A 2,325-nucleotide genomic window follows, 5' to 3' on the forward strand; every position below is an offset into this window, starting at 1 on the left:
CCATATGATCGAATGTCTCGGTTCGTCTGGCATTGGAAGTATTGTATACATTTAGTATTATGGCTGGTGGGCCACTTTTATACAAGTCCTCATTTTTAGGGTCAAAAACATCATTGTTATCCCCATCGGTAGCAAAAATGATAAGGTCATTATCAGTTTGTGATCCTTTTAAAAGCCAAGTATAGAGTGCGGAAGGGGTCTCCCAGTACTGTACTATCGCAGCTGGATATTGACGTAAGATATTAGTTTTCAGTTCCTTAATGAACTGCACCATTCCTTCATTTCTATAGTCGGTGGGCATGCTCATGGAAACATCGGCCATGATCAGGATTTTCGGTGTTCGTTGATTGGTCTCCATCACAGCCCTTACAGGCTTGCCATCTTCAACTATTGTGAAGTCACCAGCCGAAAGGCCTTCTACCAAATTCCCTGAGGCGTCTTTTGGCGAGATACTTAATTTTACGCCTGGATACCCGGTGGTTGTTGCGGTTGCCGCAATCGTTTTTACCTGCTTTTGAAGATTCGGGTCCGATTTATCTAAAAGTGGCGTCGCTATACTGTTTCCCTTGTCCAAATGAATACGTTTCCCCTCTAGGGTGATCGGATTTGCCAAAATGGAGCGTTCTGACATATAATCTACCGATTTTCCAATGGCCTGAAGTCCAAGAGCCGGTGTAAAAGTCCTAATGTTCGCAATAGGGGTTATTCGCAATTCTTGTGGGGTAAGATTGTTTAAGAACATAACATCAACTTGTCTACCCACCAAGTCACTGGCCAACCATTCGTTACCAATAAGTTCTTTTTCCTCTAATGGCTTTATGGAATCCCGGTAGGTTAGCTTTATGGTTACCTTTTCTTCATTGGGCTTTGGAAGGGCCGCCTCGCTTACTTTATTCTGCTCGTTGCGCAATTTTCCATAAGGTACTTGTGGATCAATAAGATGCGCATATCTGGTATTCCCTTCCCATTGAAATTCAACCGTAGGCGTTCTGGAATTGTCCCATCTAAAATCAAAACCACGATACTTATAGTCCTCCTTCAAATTCAATGTCTTCCAAATTTTCTCCCCTAATTCATTGGCCAGTTCCACTTCGTCCTCAAAAGTGACATCAGGTTGATATTCCAGGTTTTCCATACCCATTTCTGCCCCCCATTGCCTTAAGGTTCGATCGGAAATATCGGGAGAAAAAGGTCTTTCTGTAGGTCTAAAAAAGAAGGCTGGCACATCCTCCGGAATAATGGTTGTACGTTCCCAAACTATTTTGGCCGGAATATTCGCTTCGTTATACATGCCCTGTAACAATTCCGCTTTTTCCATGGCCGTTGCCATGCCGCTGCGCAGGGCATAATCCACACCCCATTTCAAAGCATCGGTGCTGCCTATGGCCTTTTCTGTCATTGGCATTAAATAGAACTGGTCTCTTACAAAATGAAACATGGCCTTTGGATTGCCTTCCGCAATAAGCTTTTCCATCTGGCCTTTAAGATGATCCGGACTGGTTCTTAGCTCATGAAGAATCTCTTCCCAAATTTTATAGGGCAGAGCACCACTCCCCTTAAAACGGGCTTCCTTTTCACTACATCCCAATACCATCGGCGGTAGTGAAGTCGCCAAGGATGCCATGGCCAATTTTATAAAAAAATCCCTTCTACTTGGTATTTCCATAGCTGTATGTGTATTCTTGACCTTCACTTATAAACTGATTTAGGAATGTTATAGTTGTATGTTTATGCTACCGCTGATCGGGTATATTTTTGTAGCGTCCAACGAGGGGCCTCCTACGCCTTCGAAGCTCATTTGTAACCGGTCATTTTTTAGATGTGCCTCGAGCTCCCCGGTTCTAAAAGTCCATGCCTCTCTGCTTTTTCCTTCCTCTTTTAAATAGAGAATGAAATTGATTGAGATGGGAAGTTTCCCTCTATGTATATCAGGCAGTTTAAAGTTGTTTTGTGCTGTTAAGGATTCCTTCACATCGGGAAACCGAAATTTAAGTTGGGGCATTCTTTCTTGAACTAAGGAAAGACTTATATCGTCATCGTATTTTACACGGCTCTTTTCCCAATCTATATTATCATAGACATAAGTTTTACCGTCTAGGACAAGTTTCATGGTGCCTTTAGATACGTTTTTCACCTCTATCTTTTCGGTTTTTAAGATGCTATTTTCTTCTTGTTTTTTATTCTCTATTCAAAAGAGGAAGGAAAAAGTAGGGAGGCATGGACTTTTAGAACCGGGGAGCTCGTGGCACATCTAAAAAATGACCGGTTACAAATGAGTTTCGACGGCGTAGGGGGCCCCTCGTTGGACGCTACAAAAATATACCC

General features: G+C 42.6%; 2 protein-coding genes. Both read right to left on the reverse strand.

Features of this window, described 5'->3' with window-relative positions:
- The coding region (locus WBM98_RS15845) for a hypothetical protein (protein ID WP_424366995.1) at nucleotides 1–1,693 on the reverse strand (1,693 nt) is incomplete at its 3' end.
- A gap of 21 nt (nucleotides 1,694–1,714) precedes the next feature.
- A complete protein-coding gene (locus WBM98_RS15850) occupies nucleotides 1,715–2,134 on the reverse strand; it encodes a hypothetical protein (RefSeq protein ID WP_424366996.1) in 420 nt (139 codons plus the stop codon).
- Nucleotides 2,135–2,325 lie beyond the last annotated feature (191 nt).

Source organism: Maribacter sp. (genome assembly GCF_049667165.1).
In the GTDB taxonomy this organism is placed as follows: Bacteria; Bacteroidota; Bacteroidia; order Flavobacteriales; family Flavobacteriaceae; genus Maribacter_A.